Raw genomic sequence first — 18704 nt, 5'->3', positions numbered from 1 at the left:
CCAGCTCGGGGGATCCGCCGTACGTCCGTAGCCGCCCCACGGAGCCCGCGATGACCGCGACCCACCACACCCCGTCCGACCTGTTCGCCCTCTCCGGCGTGCGCGGCCCGGTGCTGCGCCCCGGGGAGGACGGCTACGTCGCCGAAGTGACCGGCTTCAACCTGGCGGCCGCCCACACCCCGGACGTCGTCGTGGGCGCGACCTGCGCCGACGACGTCGTGGGCGCGCTGCGCTGGGCCACCGCCACCGCCACCCCCGTGGCGGTCCAGGCCACCGGTCACGGCGCGAACTACCCCATCGACCGGGGCCTGCTGATCACCACCGCCCGCATGACGGACGTACGGATCGATCCGCGCGAGCGCACGGCGACGGTGGCCGCCGGCGCCAGGTGGAGCCATGTCCTGGAGGCGGCGGCCCCGCACGGGCTCGCCGCGCTGTGCGGCACGTCCACGGACGCGGGCGTGGTCGGCTACACGCTGGGCGGCGGCCTCCCGCTCCTGGGCCGGACCTACGGCTACGCGGCCGACCTGGTCCGTTCGCTGCGGCTCGTCACGCCCGACGGGACGCTGCACGAGGTCGACGCGGGCCACGATCCCGACCTGTTCTGGGCGCTGCGCGGCGGCAAGGGCAACGTGGGCATCGTGACGGAGATGACCTTCGACCTGCTCCCGCTGTCCCGCGTCCTCGGCGGCGGCATCTACTGCCCCGGCGAGCACGCGGAGGCCCTGCTGCGCACCTGGGCGAACTGGACGCCCACGCTGCCCGTCGAGATGAACTCGGCGTTCTCGCTGCTGCGCCTGCCCCCGCTGCCCGCGATCCCCGAGCCCCTGCGCGGCGGCTTCTGGGCGCGCGTGGCGGTGGCCTGGACCGGCGACGTGGCGGAGGGGCAGGCACGGCTGGCGCCGATCCGTGAGGCGGCGCCGGTCACGGTCGACACGGTGGAGGAGATGGACTGCACGGACGTGGACCGCATCTACATGGAGCCGCAGGATCCCCTTCCCGCGCGCGAGTCCTGCGCCCTGCTGCGCGATCTGACCCCCGACGCGGTGGACACGTTCCTGTCCGAGGCCGGGCCGGCCATGACCGACTACCCCCTGCTCCTGGTGGAGCTGCGCCACCTGGGCGGCGAACTCGCCCGCCCCGCCCGCGTCGAGGACGCGATCTGCGCCCGCGACGCCAGCTACTTCCTGGAAACGGTCGGCGTCCTCGTCTCACCGGAGGCCGCGGCGGCGGTGGAGACGGCCACCCTCTCCCTGAACCACGCGATGGCCCCGCACGGCACCGGCCTCACCATGGTCAACATCCACGGCACCCCCGGCGACGAACGCGACCGCGCCCGCGCCTGGACCCCGGAGGTCTACGCCCGCCTGGGCCGCACGAAGACGACGTACGACCCAGGCAACCTGCTGCGCTACGGCCACACGGTCACACCGACCGTGGCCTGACCGCGAGCGGTCACACCCTCACGTGCTGCGCCGCCGCCGAGCCCCCGGCCTGCGCTCGCTCGGCCGCGTCACCGGGTCCCCGGCCTCCAGCGCGGCGGCTCTGCGCCGCATCCCGAAGTCCGCCAGCGCCTCCGCGAGCTTGTGCACGGACGGCTCGGGAGCCATCACGTCCACCCGGAGGCCGTGCTCCTCGGCGGTCTTCGCGGTGGCCGGGCCGATGCAGGCGATCACGGTCACGTTGTGCGGCTTGCCGGCGATGCCGACGAGGTTGCGCACGGTGGAGGACGACGTGAAGAGAACGGCGTCGAAGCCACCGCCCTTGATCGCCTCCCGTGTGTCGGCAGGGGGCGGCGACGCCCGCACGGTCCGGTAGGCGGTGACGTCGTCGACCTCCCACCCGAGCTCGATGAGCCCGGCGACCAGCGTCTCCGTGGCGATGTCGGCACGCGGCAGGAAGACGCGGTCGATCGGGTCGAACACCGGGTCGTAGGGAGGCCAGTCCTCCAGCAGCCCCGCCGCCGACTGCTCGCCGCTGGGCACCAGGTCGGGCTTCACACCGAACGCGACGAGCGCCTTGGCGGTCTGCTCCCCGACCGCGGCGACCTTGATCCCGGCGAAGGCGCGCGCGTCGAGCCCGTACTCCTCGAACTTCTCCCGCACGGCCTTGACGGCGTTGACCGAGGTGAAGGCGATCCACTCGTAGCGGCCCGTCACCAGGCCCTTGACGGCGCGCTCCATCTGCTGGGGCGTGCGCGGCGGCTCGACGGCGATCGTCGGGACCTCATGCGGCACGGCGCCGTAGGACCGCAGCTGGTCGGAGAGCGCCGCCGACTGCTCCTTCGTGCGCGGCACGAGCACCTTCCAGCCGAACAGCGGCTTGGACTCGAACCACGCCAGCTGGTCGCGCTGGGCGGGGGAGGAACGCTCACCGACCACGGCTATCACCGGCCGGCCGCCCTCGGGCGACGGCAGCACCTTCGCCTGCTTCAGCGTCTGCGCGATGGTGCCGAGGGTCGCGGTCCAGGTCCGCTGCCGGGTGGTCGTACCGGCGACGGTCACCGTCATCGGGGTGTCGGGCTTGCGGCCCGCGGCCACCAGCTCACCCGCCGCGGCGGCCACGGAGTCCAGCGTCGTGGAGACGACGACGGTCCCGTCCGACGCCCCGACCTCGGTCCAGCACCGGTCGGAGGCGGTACGGGCGTCCACGAACCGCACGTCGGTGCCCTGCGCGTCCCGCAGCGGGACACCGGCGTACGCGGGCACGCCGACGGCCGCGGCGACACCGGGTACGACCTCGAAGGGCACGCCCGCGGCGGCGCAGGCGAGCATCTCCTCGGCGGCGTACGTGTCGAGTCCGGGGTCCCCGGACACCGCACGGACGACCCGCCTGCCGCCCCGCGCGGCCTCCATGACAAGATGTGCGGCATCCCGCACCACGGGGATCGGAACGGTTGTTGACGAGCCGTCAACGACCGTCAGCTGAGGCGCGCCTGTGCCCGGAACCGGGTCCGATGACGGATCCGCCTCCGTGTTCACCACGGAGACGCCCGGCCTGGCATGGACGCGTACGACGTCGAGCACCTCGTGCTCGGCGACCAGGACGTCCGCGTTGGCCAGCGCCTCCACGGCGCGCAGAGTCAGTAGTCCCGGATCCCCGGGTCCGGCACCGAGGAAGGTGACGTGCCCGTGTTCCGGACCGGCGGGAAGGGTGGTGGGGCTCAATGTGCTCGCTCCCCCATCAGACCGGCCGCGCCCTGGGCGAGCATCTCGGTTGCGAGTTCGCGACCGAGCGCCGTTGCCCGGTCGTGCGTCTCGGGCACGGGACCGGTGGTGGACAGCTGCACCATGCGAGTGCCGTCGGTGGTCCCGACGACGCCGCGCAGGCGCATTTCCTTGACAATCTGCCCGTCGGCCAGAAGGTCGGCCAGCGCGCCCACAGGGGCGCTGCAGCCGGCCTCCAGGGCGGCGAGCAGTGACCGCTCGGCCGTTACGGCGGCCCGTGTGAACGGGTCGTCGAGCTCGGCGAGCGCGGCGATCAGTTCCGCCTGGTCGGCGGCGCATTCGATCGCCAGAGCCCCCTGGCCGGGGGCGGGCAGAACCGTGTCGACCGACAGGAAGTCGGTCACCTCGTCGCTCCGGCCGATCCGGTTCAGTCCGGCGGCGGCCAGCACCACGGCGTCCAGCTCGCCGTTGTGGACGTATCCGATGCGCGTGTCGACGTTGCCACGTATCGGGACCGCCTCTATGTCCAGCCCGTGGCCGCGTGCGTACGCGTTCAGCTGCGCCATCCGGCGCGGTGAACCGGTGCCGATGCGTGCCCCGCGGGGCAGGTCGGTGAACTTCAGGGCGTCCCGGGCGACGATGACGTCACGCGGGTCCTCGCGCACCGGGACGGCGGCCAGCACCAGCTCCTCGGGCTGCGTGGTCGGGAGGTCCTTCAGCGAGTGAACCGCGAAGTCGACCTCACCCCTGAGCAGCGCGTCGCGCAGCGCGGTCACGAAGACACCCGTGCCGCCGATCTGCGCGAGGTGTTCGCGGGAGGTGTCGCCGTAGGTGGTGATCTCGACGAGCTCGGCGGGCCGTCCGGTCACCCGGCTCACGGCGTCCGCCACCTGCCGGGACTGGGCCATGGCGAGTTTGCTCCGCCTGGTCCCGAGCCTCAGCGCCCTGGTACTCATGCCGGCCCTCGGTTCTTCTCGGTGCTGTCCTCGGCCCGGGACACGGCGGCGACCGTCTCCTGGTCGAGGTCGAACAGGGTGCGCAGCGCGTCCGCGTACCCGGCGCCGCCGGGCTCGGCCGCGAGCTGCTTGACCCGTACGGTCGGCGCGTGCAGCAGCTTGTCGACGACGCGTCGCACGGTCTGGGTGATCTCCGCGCGGTGCTTGTCGTCGAGGCCGGGCAGCCGCCCCTCCAGTCGGGCGATCTCGCCTGCGACGACGTCCGCGGCCATGGTGCGCAGGGCGACCACGGTCGGCGTGATGTGCGCCGCCCGCTGCGCCGCCCCGAAGGCCGCGACCTCGTCGGAGACGATACGCCTGACCTGGTCGACGTCGGCAGCCATCGGAGCGTCCGCGGACGCCTCGGCGAGCGACTCGAGGTCGACCAGGCGCACCCCGGCGAGGCGGTGCGCGGCCGCGTCGATGTCGCGGGGCATCGCGAGGTCGAGGAGGAAGAGGACGGGCTCGGGGCGCGGGGCCTCGACGACCGGCTCGGGCCTGCGACGCTCGGGGATGCGGCCAAGGGTGGCCGCGGTCGCGGCGAGCGCGGTGATCAGCTCGGCGTCGGCCTCGGGGCTGCGGCGGGCGGCCTCGCGACGGTCCACGGAGGTACCGGCGGCCCAGGCGGCGTGCTGCTCCAGCGTCGCCGCGTCCATCCCGGCCACGGCGGCCTCCCCCATCACGGAGAAGCCCGGCTGCACGGCGCCGAGGTCGAGCGGGCAGTTCTCGTCGGCCCCGACCGTGGCGGGCGGCAGCGGGGTGTCCCGTACGTCCGCGCGGGGGGAGGTCGTACGACGGTCGTCGCCGTCGAGGTGGGTACGCGGGTCCTCGCCGGTGTCCGCGACGGGCTCACCGGTGCGGCCCTCGACCGCCTGCGCGACCGCCCCGGCGGTGAGGACTAGTCCCGTCGCGCCGGTGCAGGAGACGGCGATGTCGGCACGTGTCAGCTCGACCGGCACCGACTCGATCGGTACCGCGCGGGCCAGCACGTCCGTGTCGTCCCCCTCGGCCAGTATCTGGGCGAGGCGTTCGGCGCGGTCCTGGGTGCGGTTGGCGACGACGATCTCGGCGACCCCGACGCGTGCGAGGGTCGCGGCGGCCAGGGAGGACATGGAGCCGGCGCCGATGACCAGGGCCTTCTTGCCGTGGGCCCAGCCCTGCACATCGGCGCCCGCGGCCAGCTGCTCCAGGCCGAAGGTGACCAGGGACTGTCCGGCGCGGTCGATGCCGGTCTCGGAGTGGGCGCGCTTGCCGACCCTGAGGGCCTGCTGGAACAGGTCGTTCAGCAGGCGTCCGGCGCTGTGCAGCTCCTGGGCGCGGGCGAGGGAGTCCTTTATCTGGCCGAGGATCTGGCCCTCGCCGACGACCATGGAGTCCAGGCCGCAGGCCACCGAGAACAGGTGGTGGACGGCCCGGTCCTCGTAGTGCACGTAGAGATAGGGAGTGAGCTCCTCCAGGCCGACCCCGCTGTGCTGGGCGAGCAGCGTGGACAGCTCGGCGACACCGGCGTGGAACTTGTCCACGTCGGCGTAGAGCTCGATGCGGTTGCAGGTGGCGAGCACCGCGGCCTCGGTGGCCGGTTCGGCGGCGACCGTGTCCTGGAGCAGCTTGAGCTGGGCGTCCGTGCTGAGGGAGGCCCTCTCCAGGACGCTGACGGGGGCGCTGCGGTGGCTCAGTCCGACGACGAGGAGACTCATGCCGGCATCACGGCGGGGACGTCCCCGTCGGGCCCCTTGTCGGCGGACTCCTTGCGGGCGGCGGCGACCGGGCCGGCGCCGTCGGTCGACGCGGCGGCCTCCTCGACGGCCTTGCGCTGCTCGTGGAAGGCGAGGATCTGCAGCTCGATGGAGAGGTCGACCTTGCGCACGTCGACGCCGTCCGGGACGGACAGCACGGTCGGCGCGAAGTTCAGGATGGAGGTGACCCCGGCGGCCACGAGCCGGTCGCAGACCTGCTGGGCGGCGCCGGCGGGGGTCGCGATCACTCCGATCGAGACGCCGTTGTCCTGGATGATCTTCTCCAGGTCGTCGGTGTGCTGCACGGGGATCCCGGCGACGGGCTTGCCGGCCATCACGGGGTCGGCGTCGATGAGGGCGGCGACCCGGAAGCCACGGGAGGCGAACCCGCCGTAGTTGGCGAGGGCGGCGCCGAGGTTACCGATACCGACGATCACGACGGGCCAGTCCTGGGTGAGGCCCAGCTCGCGGGAGATCTGGTAGACGAGGTACTCGACGTCGTAGCCGACACCTCGGGTGCCGTAGGAGCCCAGGTAGGAGAAGTCCTTGCGCAGCTTCGCGGAGTTGACCCCCGCGGCGGCCGCGAGCTCCTCGGAGGAGACCGTGGGTACCGAGCGCTCCGACAGTGCGGTCAGGGCGCGGAGGTACAGCGGAAGCCTGGCGACGGTGGCCTCGGGAATCCCTCGGCTACGGGTCGCCGGTCGGTGAGTTCGGCCAGTTGCCACGGTGCTCCTGCGGGTAGAGCGGGGCTGCAGGCGGTCAGACGTGCCATGACCGCCCCGTCGAATGCAGGCTATGTCTTTGTGAACGCGTGCACAAAGATGGTGTCCGATTTGCCCGGCCAACGTGACCGGGGTCACGCGCCCCCGGCGCACTCGCACGGAACCGGCGCACGGGCGCCACCGCTCCTCTTCTCCTGGGGGCAAAACCGCACACTCTCCTCACGAATCCCGCCCCCGAGACCAAGCCGCCATCGATCCTAAGCGAGTTTGCCGACCAGTTGGACTAGTCGGTCAGTGCCTTCCTGAGCCGTTCCTCGTTCACGCGCCAGAAGGTGTGCTGCTTTCCGTCGACGAGCACGACCGGGATCTGCTCCCAGTATTGGTCATGGAGTCGGGCGTCCTGAGTGATGTCCTTGCCCTCCCAGGGGACCCCAAGATCACCGCACACCTTCTCGACCACGACCTGTGCGTCATCACACAGATGGCAACCGGGCTTCCGAATGAGGGTGACGAGGCGCTCCCTGGGGGCGCTACGACGAAAAAGGGGACTCATGCCGCCATTCTCGCGCTTCCTTAACGGCCCGGCCCCGGAGAGTTCACAGGCTTCAAACCTCTCGACTCCGGAACCACCGAACAAACTGGCTATGCTCACGCTCATGGCCGCTCTCGGATGGCTCACTCCCCGTAGGCGCTCCGCCACGGCGCGGAGCGTGTTGGCTGGCGAAGCCTCGGCGGAGGCCGCCCGCAAGTCCTCGCAGGACGCACTGGACGTCGGGCCGGACCGCGCCGACCAGGAACCGGAGTTCCCGGTCCTCGGCGACGACCGGGCCGCCGCCTTCTTCGACCTGGACAACACCGTGATGCAGGGCGCCGCCCTGTTCCACTTCGGCCGGGGCCTGTACAAGCGGAAGTTCTTCGAGACCCGCGACCTGGTGAAGTTCGCCTGGCAGCAGGCGTGGTTCCGGCTGGCCGGGATCGAGGACCCCGAGCACATGCAGGACGCCCGCGACTCTGCGCTGTCCATCGTCAAGGGCCACCGCGTCTCCGAGCTGCAGTCGATCGGCGAGGAGATCTACGACGAGTACATGGCCGAGCGCATCTGGCCCGGCACCCGTGCCCTCGCCCAGGCCCACCTGGACGCCGGCCAGAAGGTGTGGTTGGTCACAGCCGCGCCGGTCGAGATCGCCCAGGTGATCGCCCGCCGCCTGGGCCTGACCGGCGCCCTGGGCACGGTCGCCGAGTCGGTGGACGGCGTCTACACGGGCAAGCTGGTCGGCGAGCCCCTGCACGGCCCGGCGAAGGCGGAGGCGGTGCGCGCCCTGGCGGCGGCGGAGGGCCTGGACCTCTCCCGCTGCGCGGCCTACAGCGACTCGCACAACGACATCCCGATGCTGTCGCTGGTGGGCCACCCCTACGCGATCAACCCGGACACCAAGCTGCGCAGGCACGCCCGCGAGCTGGACTGGCGCCTGCGGGACTACCGCACCGGCCGCAAGGCCGCGAAGGTCGGCATCCCCGCGGCGGCGGGCGTCGGCGCGGTGGCCGGCGGCACGGCCGCGGCGATCGCCCTGCACCGCCGACGCCGATAACAATTCCAACGGTTGTACCCCCGCACCCCTCCGGCCAGTCCTGTTGTCCGGACACCGCCACAACACGCCCCGGACCCACCCGGAATCCGAACCTTTCCGATCAACAACCGATCACTCTCCGGTAGTTGATCGGGCGTCAATCGGTTACAGAAGCGACGTAATCGATGATTTGAGCAACTGGGCGTAGCAAGGCCTGTACGAAGCGTTATTCTCCTCAGACGCAAACCGGTACCCCTCCGTCGCTACGACGGGTGAATGGTTCCGCACTGCACGTGATGCAAGCTCTGCCTCTGGGAGTCCCGTGTACCCACACGTCGGGGTTGACGCCTCGGGCCTGGCTACGCTGCGCGCAACGGTCGCTACGGTCCAAGGCCTGTTGCGCGGATTCGTCCCCACCGCGTACGCCGCCCCCGCCTTCGCCACCGCCGCGCCCGTCGGCCCGTGCTACGCACTCGCCGACGGCATCGAGGAGGTGTCGGCGCGCAGCGCCGTCAGTGAGGGGCGGCGGTCGGGTGACGGGCGGGCGGGCGGCAGACGAGGGCGTTCCACCGGCGCGGCCACCGCCCGCCGACCGGCCGCCGACAGCGACAGCGCCCGCATGATGGACCTCGTCGAGCGCGCCCAGGCCGGCGAGGCCGACGCCTTCGGCCGGCTCTACGACCAGTACAGCGACACCGTCTACCGCTACATCTACTACCGCGTCGGCGGCAAGGCGACCGCCGAGGACCTCACCAGTGAGACGTTCCTGCGCGCCCTGCGCCGCATCGGCACCTTCACCTGGCAGGGCCGCGACTTCGGCGCCTGGCTCGTCACCATCGCCCGCAACCTGGTCGCCGACCACTTCAAGTCGAGCCGCTTCCGGCTCGAGGTGACCACCGGCGAGATGCTCGACGCCAACGAGGTCGAGCGCTCCCCCGAGGACTCCGTCCTGGAGTCCCTCTCCAACGCCGCCCTCCTCGACGCCGTACGACGGCTCAACCCCCAGCAGCAGGAGTGCGTGACGCTCCGCTTCCTCCAGGGCCTCTCCGTCGCCGAGACCGCCCGCGTGATGGGCAAGAACGAGGGCGCCATCAAGACCCTCCAGTACCGCGCCGTGCGCACCCTCGCCCGGCTCCTGCCGGACGACGCCCGCTGAGGGCGTCCGCCGAAGGCGCACGCTCCGCGCTCTCCAACTCACCCTCGGTGAAAGTGGGTTGGATTCGCGGTCGGATCATCCGCCGTCCGTAACCCAAGTGCCAAGCCGCTCGTTGTGCGGGATGCAGACTCCCTGTGGTCACTCCCTGGCCGAGTTCAATCACTCATTCGTGTGGTTGCGGTCAGGGCGTGCAACCCTCAGGACCCCCTGGGGAGTCGACCGTCATGACGAGAGGAGGTGCCGCCAGTGATCGCGAACGTATCGGCGCACCGGCGGGCGAACGCCTTCGCCCAGGCCCTGGAGGAGCAGTCCGACCGGGACACGGCGGCCGCGCAGCCCGAGGCACCGGCACCGGCACCCGGCGCCGCCGAACGGACCGAGCAGGGCCGCCTTCTGGCCCTCACCACCGGTCTCGGCGAGCTGCCCAAACCGGAGCTGGACCCCGAGGTCAAGGTCGTTCAGCGGGCCCAGCTCGTGGCCGCGTTCGAGGCCATGCTGCAGGAGGGCACCGCGCGAGGCGAGGCGGCAGACCCTTCGGTACCCGAGCAGCGTTCCCATCGGAGCCGGGGTGCGCACCGGGCGACCGGACTGGGCAAGTTGCGTCCGCGCTCACGCCTGGCCAAGGGGCTCACCGCGGGCGGGCTCAGCGTCGGAGTCGCCGCGGGCGCCTTCGGCGGAGTCGCAGCGGCAAGCTCGGACGCGCTGCCCGGCGACTCGCTCTACGGCCTCAAGCGCGGCATCGAGGACTTCAAACTCCAGTACCTGGCCGAGGGCGACAGCGAACGGGGGGAGGCCTACCTCGACCAGGCCTCGACCCGGCTCAGCGAGGCCCGCAGGCTGATGGAACGCGACCGCGGCGGCCATCTGGACCACGAGTCCCTCGGCGAGATCCGCCGCGCGCTGTCGGGCATGCAGCACGACGCCTCCGAGGGCCATCGCCTGCTGCACGAGGCGTACGAGCGCGACCCCGGCTCCCTGGGCCCCATGCGGGCCCTCTCCGCCTTCTCCCGCTCGCACCGCGAGGCGTGGGGCGCGCTGCGCGAGAGGCTGCCCGTACAGCTCGGGGACGTCAGTGATCAGGTGTCGTCGGTGTTCGACGCCATAGACGAAGAGGTCGCCCCGCTGCAGTCCCTGCTCCCGCAGCCCACGGCCCAGCCCGGCAGCACCGGCAGGCGCCAGGGCTCCCAGCCCGCCTCCTCCGGTACGTCGGACTCCGGCCGGCCCGCGGCACCCAGCACCGGCAGCAGCGCGTCCGACAGCGGCCGCGCCGGCAGCCCCGGCAAGTCGACCCCCTCCAGCGGCGAGGCCGACAGCCTCATCGGCGGCAACACGGGCGGCCTGCTCGACCCGACCCAGTCCCCCGACACCGCCTCCCCGTCCGAGAGCAGGACCCCCACCCCCGCACCCGACGTCACCCTCCCACCCCTCCTCCCGGGCCTCCTGCCCGGCCTGGGCATCGACGGCGAGGACACCGAGTAGCAGAACGGCGATGGGGGCGCCCCTTGCGGGAGGGGCGCCCCCATCGCCGTACCCAAAGGGGCCCGCTGGAGTCTAGAAGAACACCGACCGCCGCTGCACCAACAACTTGTAGAGCGTGTGCTGGATCTGTTCCCTCACCTGGTCCGTGAGGTTGAACATCAGCATCGGGTCCTCCGCCGCCTCCGGCGGATAGCCGTCCGTGGGGATCGGCTCGCCGAACTGGATGGTCCACTTGGTGGGCAGGGGAATCGCGCCCAGGGGGCCGAGCCAGGGGAAGGTCGGGGTCAGCGGGAAGTAGGGGAAGCCCAGCACCCGCGCGAGGGTCTTGGCGTTGCCGATCATCGGGTAGATCTCCTCCGCGCCGACGATCGAGCACGGGATGATCGGCGTCCCCTGCCGCAGAGCCGTGGAGACGAACCCGCCGCGGCCGAACCGCTGGAGCTTGTAACGCTCGCTGAAGGGCTTGCCGATGCCCTTGAAGCCCTCCGGCATCACCCCCACCAGCTCACCCTCACTGAGCAGCCGCTCGGCGTCCTCCGCACAGGCCAGGGTGTGCCCCAGCTTCCGGGCCAGCTCGTTGACCACGGGCAGCACGAAGACCAGGTCGGCGGCGAGCAGCCGCAGATGCCGGCCCGCGGGGTGCTGGTCGTGGACGGCGACCTGCATCATCAGCCCGTCCAGCGGCAGCGTCCCGGAGTGGTTCGCGACGATCAGCGCGCCCCCGTCGGCCGGGATGTTCTCGACGCCCTTCACCTCGACCCGGAAGTACTTCTCGTACACCGGGCGCAGCAGCGACATCAGGACCTGGTCGGTCAGCTCCTCGTCGTAGCCGAAGTCGTCGACCTCGTAGTCACCGGTGAGCCGGCGCCGCAGGAACGCGAGGCCGCTCGCGACCCGCCGCTCCAGACCACCACCGGTGTCCGTCCGCGGCTCCTGCGGCTGTTCCTCACGTGTCACAGGAACATCATCCTGCGCGGAAGGCCTGCTGGGCAGGGGCTGGACCTCGCGGACCACCGCGGGCTGCTCGCCACCCTTGCGCCTGTTCCCCCCGCTCCGGCGCCGCGACGGCCGCTGCACGGCAGCCCCACGGGACCGGTCGTCGTCGAACGGAATGACCTTGGCGTCCGCCATCGTTGATGCGCTCCTCAGTTGGCGCTCTGCGTCGGGAGGTGGCCGTTGCCCGGCACGGGCAGCCCGGCGATCCGGTCGACGGCCCCCGCGAGGGCCTCCGGCGGCAACAGTCCGGGCCCACGGCTGCGCGCGAAGTCCGCGAACGTTTCTGCGGTCGTGTACTTCGGCCTGAACCCCAGCGTCTCGCGCATCTGGTCCGTGGACACGACCCTGCCGTGGGTCAGCAGCCGGATCTGCTCGGGCGAGAAGTCCGTCATCCCCAGCGTACGCACCAGGGACCCCGTCCACGTGACCGCGGGCAGCAGCAGCGGCACGGTGGGACGGCCCAGCCGCCGGGAACACTGGGAGAGCAGCAGGACACCGTCGCCGGCGATGTTGAACGTGCCACTGTTGAGCGTGCCCCGCACCGGCTCGTGCGAGGCGATCCGCAGCACCTCGATGACGTCGTCCTCGTGGACGAACTGCAACCGCGGGTCGTAGCCCAACACCGTCGGCAGGACCGGCAGCGAGAAGTACGCGGCGAGCGGTGTCTCCGCGGTCGGCCCCAGGATGTTCGCGAACCGCAGCACGCACACGGCCACGTCGGGCCGCCGCCGCGCGAACCCGCGCACATAGCCCTCGACCTCGCAGGTGTCCTTGGCGAAGCCGCCGCTCGGCAGCGACTTCGGCGGGGTCGTCTCGGTGAACACCGCCGGATCGCGGGGCGCGGACCCGTACACGTTCGTACTGGACTTCACGACCAGCCGCTTCACGTTCGGGGACTTCTGACAGGCACCCAGCAGCTGCATGGTGCCGATGACGTTGGTCTCCTTGACCGTGGCCCGGCTGCCGCCGCCCAGCGCGGTCCCGGTGACGTCGAGGTGGACGACCGTGTCGGCGCCCGTCTCGGCGAGCACGCGCGCGATGGTGGGCTGCCGGATGTCGGCCTGGATGAAGTCCGCGCCGCCCAGATGATGCTCGGGCGGGACCGCGTCCACGGCGATGACCCGGTCCACCTGAGGGTCACGCTGGATCCGTCGTACGAAACGGCCACCCAACTGACGGGCCACTCCGGTCACGAGCACGACCTTGCCCAAGATCAGCGCCTTCCTTCCGCCGTCGTCCTTCAGCTGCGCACACGCTGCCGAGTTCCCCGTCTGCGGGCCAACTTAGCGGTTCGGTGTTGCGCTGTGATGACCGCCTGACGCACGGGGCGGCGGGAACCCCCGTACGTACGAGTGGCCCCCCACCTGGAACCGGTGGGGGGCCACAACACGCTCTCGCTGCGTCGCGTGCGTAACTTACTTCTTGTTACGACGCTGGACGCGCGTGCGCTTGAGCAGCTTGCGGTGCTTCTTCTTGGCCATCCGCTTGCGCCGCTTCTTGATAACAGAGCCCACGACTACCCTCGCTCACTTCTCATCACTCGGTGCTGGGCGCCATGGGCCCATACGACCTACGAGGGGCTAGCCTACCCGTCCGAGCGCTGAGGGCCGAATCGAGGGTTGCCGAGGGGATCCCGAGGTGCCCTGTACTGCCGGTGCGGATCCCCCCAGCGACGCCGCTCAGGCGGTTTCCACCCCCACGTAGCTCTCGCGAAGGTACTCGTGAACCGCTTGCTCCGGGACGCGGAAAGACCTCCCGACCCGGATCGCGGGCAGATGACCGCTGTGCACCAACCGGTACACGGTCATCTTCGACACTCGCATCACCGAGGCGACTTCCGCCACGGTAAGGAACTGAACCTCGTTCAGAGGCCTCTCGCCTGCAGCCATGTCACACCTGAACCTTCCGCACTCGACTCGTCGGCCACCGGCTTCCCCTTCCGGTGACTCTTCGTCGCTGCGTGCTCACTCCCCAATGTAGGGGCGGGTGATGCGAGTGGGGAAGAGGTGCACCCATCGGCGGCCTACTGTGACAGACACGCTCGATTGAGTACGTAGCGGGTCAGCGGACGGTAGTAAGGAGACCGCACAGCGTCATCAAGTGGAACGACCACGGATACGGCCCCCTCCGCCTCCCCGACGAACAGCGCGGGGTCGTCCGTGTCGGCGAGCCCGATGGCCTCGAACCCCAGCTGACCTGCTCCGCAGGCCCAGCCGTGGTCCCCGATCACCAGCTCGGGCAACGGCCCGCCGGCCTCCGCGGCCGCAGCCAGCGCGGTCCGAACCGGGAGGGGCGAGTGGGTGTGTGCGCCGGTCTCACAACCGGGGCGCTGCGCCGCGGGGTCTCGTACGAAGGCGACACCTCGTACGTAATCAAGGTTGTACGTGCGTAGGCCGAACCGGGTCGTTATGTCGACACAGCGACCCTGCGCCGGTGTGAGGACGGTACATCCGACTGACGACAAGGCGTCCGCCAAGGCGGCGTAGAAACCGAGCAGCCGGTGCGGGTGCCCGGTCCCGAGAAGCACGTTCGCACCACGCCGGGCAGCCGCGGAGAGCCGCTCCGCGAAGGCGTCCAGAGCGGCCAGCGTCCGCTCCGGGTCAATCACATCATGGCCGGTCCTGTACTCAGGATCGGCCGAAACCCCACACTTGTCCGCCATCAACTCAAGCAGATCCCGTTCCCCCCACGACCACTCCGGATCAATCCCGATCAACGCCCGAGGATCCCGAGCAGCGAACAGCCGATAACTCCGCAGACTCACCTCCCGAGAGGTCGCCACGGGCCCAGCCAGTCGAGCGGCCAGCAGATGCGCGCGTAAAGCCCCAGCACTCAACACGAGACCGATGCTGACGGAAGGCAGCAGGAGCCACCCCGGGAACCCGGGAAACACCGCACGGTTGGCGTACTGCCGGCTCGCTCAGCCGCACGCCTACGCCAACAACCCCCGCAACGGAAACACCGCCCGCCGCGTGGCCAGCACCGCCTGGTCCAGCCGATCCGCAGGGTCGTACCCCGCTTCCCACCCGGCCCACGACACCGGCCACCGCCCGTCCGTCATCCGCCCGGGGCCCAACTGCCGGGTCCGGGCGAACACCTCCTGCCGCCACCCCTCAGGAATCACCGCCGTCGGCTCCACGGGCCGCCCCGCGGCGACTCCCACCAGATGCGTCCACGAGCGCGGCACAACCTCCACCACGGCGTATCCCCCACCCCCCAACGCGACCCATTTCCCCCCGGCGTACTCGTGCGCCAACTCATGACACGCCACCTGCACGGCCCGCTGCGCGTCCAGCGACACGGCCAGATGCGCCAACGGATCCTCGAAGTGCGTATCGGCCCCGTGCTGCGTCACCAACACCTGCGGCCGGAAATCGGCGATCAGCTCCGGCACCACCGCGTGGAACGCCCGCAACCACCCCGCGTCCCCCGTCCCCGCCGGCAGCGCCACATTCACCGCACTGCCCTCGGCCGAATCCGCCCCGGTCTCCTCCGGCCACCCCGTCTGCGGGAACAACGTCCGCGGATGCTCGTGCAGGGAGATCGTCAGCACGCGCGGGTCCTCCCAGAACGCCGCCTGCACCCCGTCCCCGTGATGCACGTCGACATCCACGTAGGCGACCCGCTCGGCCCCCAGCTCCAGCAGCCGGGCGATCGCCAGCGAGGCGTCGTTGTAGATGCAGAACCCCGACGCGCCCCCGGGCATCGCATGATGCAGCCCACCCGCGAAGTTCACCGCGTGCAGCGCGTCCCCCCGCCACACCGCCTCCGCCGCCCCCACCGACTGCCCGGCGATGAGAGCCGACACCTCGTGCATCCCGGCGAAGGCGGGATCATCCATCGTCCCCAGCCCGTACGCCCCGTCCGCCGACCTCGGATCCGCGGACGCCCGCTTCACGGCCTCGATGTAGTCCTCCCGGTGGACGAGCCGCAAGGTCGACTCCCCCGCCGGTTTCGCCGCCACGACGTCCACCTCCCGGTCGAGCCCGAAGGCGTCGACCAGTCGCCGCGTCAGGGCGAGCCGGACCGGATCCATCGGATGCTCCGGGCCGAAGTCATAGCCCGTTACCGCCTCGTCCCACATCAGCTGTGCTCGGCCGCTCATGCCCGCCACCGTATCGGTCCGGTTGAGCCGCGAACGACCTGGCATACACCAACGTCACCAGCACCAACACCATCGGCACCAGCATCGCCCCCCGATACGTCCACGCGTCCCCCAGCGCCCCCACCAACGGCGAGCCGATCAGGAACCCCACGTAGTTGAAGACATTGAGCCGCGCCACGGCAGCATCCGACGCCCCCGGGAAGAGTCGCCCCGCCGCCGCGAACGTCTGCGGCACCAGCACACACAGCCCCACCCCCAGCAGCGTGAACCCGAGCATCCCGACCCAGGCTCCCGGTGCCCCGGCCACCACCGCGAACCCGAGCGCCGCAACCACCGCCCCACCCCGCACCACCGCCACGGCCCCGAACCGCCGCACCCCGAAGTCCCCGATGACCCGCCCGAGCAGCGTGGTGACCATGTACACGTTGTACGGCACCGTCGCCATCTGCTCGGAACTCCCCAGCACGTCCTGCAGGTACTTCGCGCTCCAGTTGGACACCGTCGAGTCGCCGATGTACGCGATCGTCATCACCAGACACAGCGGCAACAGCACCTTGAAGACGACGGGCCCGCCCTCCGCCTCGTCCTTCACCTCGACCGGCGCGCTCCCCGCGTCGACGTACCACCGGCTCCCCACGAAGGCCGCCGGCAACAGCACCACCACGACCGGCAGATACGACACGAACAGCGCCAGGTCCCAGTGCGCCCCCACCCACGCCAGCGAGGCCCCCACGATCCCGCCCAGGCTGTACGCCGCGTGGAAACTCAGCATGATGCTGCGCCCGTACGTCCGCTGCAGACTCACCCCGAGCATGTTCATCGAGGCGTCCAGCCCACCCACGGCGAGCCCGAAGGCCGCGAGGGCGATGCCCAGCTCGGCCATGTTCTCCCCCGCGCCGACGCCGAGCAGCGCCAGGAGCACGACGGGCTGGACCCAGCGCAGCACCCGGCTGGGCCGCACGCGCCGCACCAGCTTCTCGGTCGTCACACTGCCGACGCCGGCGAGGACCGGCACCGCGGCGAGGAACGCGGGCAACAGCGCGTCGGAGACGCCGTACCGGTCCTGGATGGCCGGGATCCGGGTCACCAGCAGAGCAAAGGCGACGCCCTGTACGAAGAAGCTCAACGCCAAAGAGGCCCTACCGCGCCGCAGCACATCTGTCATGGCGGCGAGCGTAGGGCCCCGACGTACTCGTGGGTAGATCCAGCCAAAGATGAGTTCTCCTCAGCTTTGCCCGGTGGAGCTAGATGGCGAGCTCCAGTTCCTGAATCCCGGTCACCTTCGCCTGTTCGTCCTTGGCTTCCTCGGTGACCATGGCCTCCATCGGCCCGGCCGCCAGGCGCCCGCTGACCAGGACACCGATCAGGATCGAGACGGCCATGACGACCCCGCCGAGCCACACCATGGTGTCCACGGGGATGGTGTACGCGCCCACGATCCGCGCGACACACTCGGCGAGCAGCACCACACCCCAGACGAGCGAGAAGACCCGCTCCCTGCGCCGGAAGTCCACCGCGCGGGCCGTGACACCCGACTCCAGCCGCTCCCAGGCGGCCTGCCTGGCCGCGTTCCCCTTCACCAGGAAGGGCTTCATCCCCTCGGTCATCATCGGCCGCCCGAGCGCCAAGGACACCAGGATCCCGATCCCGACGGTGCTGCTGACCGCGCTGTCCTTGGCGAGCATCAGCCGCGGGTCGCCGGAGACGAAGCTGAGCAGCAGCGACACGATGTTGACGACGAGGATCAGCCCCGCCAGCGCGTTGGTCCTGCGCTCCTTGACCGCGCTCCAGACGGTCCGCAGAGCCGGCACCACGCTGCTCCAGGCGAGCGCCGCGAAGGTGCTCATCCCGAAGCCGTCCTTGAACAGGTAGTACGAACCGAGCGGCACCGCCACGTCCACGATCAGCGGCGCGAAGTTCTTCTTCATGTCCTGCCCCTGGGAAACCGAGTTCGTCGTCATGCCCTTAGCTTCGCCCCCGGCGGGGGTCGGGCAGTAGAAACGATCGTCCGGTGCTCCGCATGACAAATGTCAGCTGAGCAGAGCCGGCAACTCCCCCATGTCGGAGAAGAGTTGGGTGGCTCCCGCCAGCTTGGCGGCAGGCGTCATCCTGGTGAACCCGTACACGTCCATCCCGGCCGCAACGGCCGCCTGCACGCCCAGCGGGGAGTCCTCCACGACGACACAGCGGCCCGGCACGACCCCCATCCGCTCGGCCGCGTGCAGGAACAGGTCGGGAGCCGGCTTCCCCTTCCCGACGTCCTGCGAACTGAAGATCCGCGACTCCTCGAACCACCGGTCCAGTCCGGTCGTCCGATGCCCCACCCGAATCCGCTCATGACTTCCCGAAGACGCCACGCAGTACGGCACCTCGTCCGCGGCCAGCTTCTCCAGTACGTCCACGGCGCCGGCCACGGGCCGCAGTTCCCGCTCGAACGCCTCGAACACCCGTCTGTGGAAGACGTCGTCGAACTCCACCGGCAGCCGCTCCCCCGTACGCTCCAGGACCAGGTCGTGGATCCGATGCATCGCGGAGCCCATGTAGTCACGGATGGAGTCCTCGTACGAGGTCGGGTGCCCGAGCTCCGTCAGATAGGCGGCCAGCAGCCGGTTGGAGATCGGCTCGCTGTCCACGAGGACACCGTCATTGTCGAAGATCACCAAGTCGTAGCGCATATCCAGAGCCTAAACGCAGAAAACCCCCGCACCGTGAGGTGCGGGGGTTTTCCCAATAATTGTTCGGCGGCGTCCTACTCTCCCACAGGGTCCCCCCTGCAGTAC

At 70.8% G+C, this 18704-nt stretch carries 18 protein-coding genes; 4 read left to right on the top strand and 14 right to left on the bottom strand.

The genetic code is table 11. The features are described 5' to 3' along the window. The first annotated feature begins 50 nt into the window (after positions 1-50). The gene (locus ACGFNV_RS43140; RefSeq protein ID WP_393630736.1) at positions 51-1445 is read left to right on the top strand and encodes an FAD-binding oxidoreductase; all 1395 of its coding nucleotides are present in this window, start codon (positions 51-53) and stop codon (positions 1443-1445) included. A gap of 18 nt (positions 1446-1463) precedes the next feature. Here ACGFNV_RS43140 and ACGFNV_RS43135 read toward each other — a convergent pair whose 3' ends face one another. The 5 genes from ACGFNV_RS43135 to ACGFNV_RS43115 all read right to left on the bottom strand — a co-directional run bounded on the left by ACGFNV_RS43135 (position 1464) and on the right by ACGFNV_RS43115 (position 7173). Then, entirely contained in the window at positions 1464-3167 is a 1704-nt protein-coding gene (locus ACGFNV_RS43135) for a bifunctional uroporphyrinogen-III C-methyltransferase/uroporphyrinogen-III synthase (RefSeq protein WP_133933062.1), read from the bottom strand. Continuing rightward, positions 3164-4123, bottom strand: a complete 960-nt coding sequence (hemC, locus tag ACGFNV_RS43130) for a hydroxymethylbilane synthase (RefSeq protein ID WP_393630734.1) — start codon at positions 4121-4123, stop codon at positions 3164-3166. The genes ACGFNV_RS43135 and hemC overlap by 4 nt, the downstream gene beginning before the upstream one ends. After that, a complete protein-coding gene (locus tag ACGFNV_RS43125) occupies positions 4120-5859 on the bottom strand; it encodes a glutamyl-tRNA reductase (RefSeq protein ID WP_393630732.1) in 1740 nt (579 codons plus the stop codon). The genes hemC and ACGFNV_RS43125 overlap by 4 nt, the downstream gene beginning before the upstream one ends. Then, positions 5856-6623: a redox-sensing transcriptional repressor Rex gene (locus ACGFNV_RS43120; RefSeq protein WP_393630731.1), complete on the bottom strand. Its 768-nt coding sequence runs from the start codon at positions 6621-6623 to the stop codon at positions 5856-5858. Before ACGFNV_RS43120 ends, ACGFNV_RS43125 begins: the two co-directional genes overlap by 4 nt. 280 nt (positions 6624-6903) lie before the next feature. Next, on the bottom strand, positions 6904-7173 hold the full coding sequence (locus ACGFNV_RS43115; RefSeq protein ID WP_393630838.1) for a glutaredoxin family protein: 270 nt from the start codon (positions 7171-7173) through the stop codon (positions 6904-6906). 103 nt (positions 7174-7276) lie between these two features. On the opposite strand from ACGFNV_RS43115, the gene ACGFNV_RS43110 reads away from it, so the two are divergent. The 3 genes from ACGFNV_RS43110 to ACGFNV_RS43100 all read left to right on the top strand — a co-directional run bounded on the left by ACGFNV_RS43110 (position 7277) and on the right by ACGFNV_RS43100 (position 10823). Next, entirely contained in the window at positions 7277-8209 is a 933-nt protein-coding gene (locus tag ACGFNV_RS43110) for an HAD family hydrolase (RefSeq protein WP_393630729.1), read from the top strand. 301 nt (positions 8210-8510) lie between these two features. Beyond that, on the top strand, positions 8511-9344 hold the full coding sequence (locus tag ACGFNV_RS43105) for an ECF subfamily RNA polymerase sigma factor, BldN family (protein ID WP_393630727.1): 834 nt from the start codon (positions 8511-8513) through the stop codon (positions 9342-9344). A 246-nt stretch (positions 9345-9590) separates the two neighbouring features. Beyond that, positions 9591-10823, top strand: a complete 1233-nt coding sequence (locus ACGFNV_RS43100) for a DUF5667 domain-containing protein (RefSeq protein ID WP_393630725.1) — start codon at positions 9591-9593, stop codon at positions 10821-10823. A gap of 72 nt (positions 10824-10895) precedes the next feature. On the opposite strand, the gene ACGFNV_RS43095 is transcribed toward ACGFNV_RS43100, so the two are convergent. From ACGFNV_RS43095 to ACGFNV_RS43055, 9 genes are all read right to left on the bottom strand, one after another. Next, entirely contained in the window at positions 10896-11954 is a 1059-nt protein-coding gene (locus ACGFNV_RS43095; protein WP_393630723.1) for a lysophospholipid acyltransferase family protein, read from the bottom strand. Positions 11955-11968: 14 nt separating this feature from the next. Continuing rightward, positions 11969-13030 (bottom strand): NAD-dependent epimerase/dehydratase family protein, encoded by a 1062-nt coding sequence (locus ACGFNV_RS43090; RefSeq protein ID WP_393630722.1) that lies wholly within the window; start codon positions 13028-13030, stop codon positions 11969-11971. Between the two features lie 204 nt (positions 13031-13234). Next, complete coding sequence (locus ACGFNV_RS43085) at positions 13235-13333, bottom strand: 30S ribosomal protein bS22 (protein WP_003948845.1); 99 nt, start codon at positions 13331-13333, stop codon at positions 13235-13237. 165 nt (positions 13334-13498) lie between these two features. Beyond that, positions 13499-13708, bottom strand: a complete 210-nt coding sequence (locus tag ACGFNV_RS43080; protein WP_093781815.1) for a helix-turn-helix domain-containing protein — start codon at positions 13706-13708, stop codon at positions 13499-13501. A gap of 134 nt (positions 13709-13842) precedes the next feature. Continuing rightward, complete coding sequence (locus ACGFNV_RS43075; protein WP_393630720.1) at positions 13843-14658, bottom strand: phosphatase; 816 nt, start codon at positions 14656-14658, stop codon at positions 13843-13845. A gap of 93 nt (positions 14659-14751) precedes the next feature. After that, on the bottom strand, positions 14752-15924 hold the full coding sequence (locus ACGFNV_RS43070) for an acetoin utilization protein AcuC (RefSeq protein WP_393630718.1): 1173 nt from the start codon (positions 15922-15924) through the stop codon (positions 14752-14754). After that, entirely contained in the window at positions 15875-17089 is a 1215-nt protein-coding gene (locus ACGFNV_RS43065; RefSeq protein ID WP_393630716.1) for an MFS transporter, read from the bottom strand. The genes ACGFNV_RS43070 and ACGFNV_RS43065 overlap by 50 nt, the downstream gene beginning before the upstream one ends. Positions 17090-17168: 79 nt before the next feature. Further along, a complete protein-coding gene (locus ACGFNV_RS43060; RefSeq protein WP_393630714.1) occupies positions 17169-17885 on the bottom strand; it encodes a VC0807 family protein in 717 nt (238 codons plus the stop codon). 69 nt (positions 17886-17954) lie between these two features. Beyond that, positions 17955-18599: an HAD family hydrolase gene (locus tag ACGFNV_RS43055; RefSeq protein WP_393630712.1), complete on the bottom strand. Its 645-nt coding sequence runs from the start codon at positions 18597-18599 to the stop codon at positions 17955-17957. Positions 18600-18704: the final 105 nt, after the last annotated feature.

The sequence above is a fragment of the Streptomyces sp. NPDC048751 genome (genome assembly GCF_043198595.1).
Taxonomy (GTDB): domain Bacteria; phylum Actinomycetota; class Actinomycetes; order Streptomycetales; family Streptomycetaceae; genus Streptomyces.
This window is presented reverse-complemented; position numbering and strand designations above follow the sequence as displayed.

What these genes read in the sequence shown, in the direction of transcription:
- ACGFNV_RS43080 (WP_093781815.1), bottom strand. Translation starts at nt 13,708, where the DNA reads ATGGCTGCAGGCGAGAGGCCTCTGAACGAGGTTCAGTTCCTTACCGTG.
- ACGFNV_RS43125 (WP_393630732.1), bottom strand. Translation starts at nt 5,859, where the DNA reads ATGAGTCTCCTCGTCGTCGGACTGAGCCACCGCAGCGCCCCCGTCAGC.
- ACGFNV_RS43095 (WP_393630723.1), bottom strand. Translation starts at nt 11,954, where the DNA reads ATGGCGGACGCCAAGGTCATTCCGTTCGACGACGACCGGTCCCGTGGG.
- ACGFNV_RS43060 (WP_393630714.1), bottom strand. Translation starts at nt 17,885, where the DNA reads ATGACGACGAACTCGGTTTCCCAGGGGCAGGACATGAAGAAGAACTTC.
- ACGFNV_RS43065 (WP_393630716.1), bottom strand. Translation starts at nt 17,089, where the DNA reads ATGACAGATGTGCTGCGGCGCGGTAGGGCCTCTTTGGCGTTGAGCTTC.
- ACGFNV_RS43140 (WP_393630736.1), top strand. Translation starts at nt 51, where the DNA reads ATGACCGCGACCCACCACACCCCGTCCGACCTGTTCGCCCTCTCCGGC.
- ACGFNV_RS43115 (WP_393630838.1), bottom strand. Translation starts at nt 7,173, where the DNA reads ATGAGTCCCCTTTTTCGTCGTAGCGCCCCCAGGGAGCGCCTCGTCACC.
- ACGFNV_RS43070 (WP_393630718.1), bottom strand. Translation starts at nt 15,924, where the DNA reads ATGAGCGGCCGAGCACAGCTGATGTGGGACGAGGCGGTAACGGGCTAT.
- hemC (WP_393630734.1), bottom strand. Translation starts at nt 4,123, where the DNA reads ATGAGTACCAGGGCGCTGAGGCTCGGGACCAGGCGGAGCAAACTCGCC.
- ACGFNV_RS43055 (WP_393630712.1), bottom strand. Translation starts at nt 18,599, where the DNA reads ATGCGCTACGACTTGGTGATCTTCGACAATGACGGTGTCCTCGTGGAC.
- ACGFNV_RS43110 (WP_393630729.1), top strand. Translation starts at nt 7,277, where the DNA reads ATGGCCGCTCTCGGATGGCTCACTCCCCGTAGGCGCTCCGCCACGGCG.